Raw genomic sequence first — 236 nt, forward strand, 5'->3', positions numbered from 1 at the left:
TAAGGTCGCTGAACATAGACGAGTCTTTCATACGATGCCCATATAAGATACGGTTTCGCTCCTCTCCCCCAATGTGGTTGCGGTAATCCATAAAAATACTGCCTGCTCTCGTTTCCTCGCCTTTATAGTTGCGATTTAAGTAATATTCATTATCGCGCCCTTGCAAGACTGGATAATCAATATTGGTTCCGCCAATAAAAATCCAGCCGACTATGTCATCATTGATCGCATGCAAA

General features: G+C 42.8%; 1 pseudogene. It reads right to left on the minus strand.

From position 1 onward, the window contains the following. Positions 1–236: pseudogene (locus CHH91_RS19105) on the minus strand (class B sortase); the annotation flags it as partial.

This window comes from Virgibacillus sp. 7505 (genome assembly GCF_002272135.1).
Lineage (GTDB): Bacteria > Bacillota > Bacilli > Bacillales > Amphibacillaceae > Terribacillus.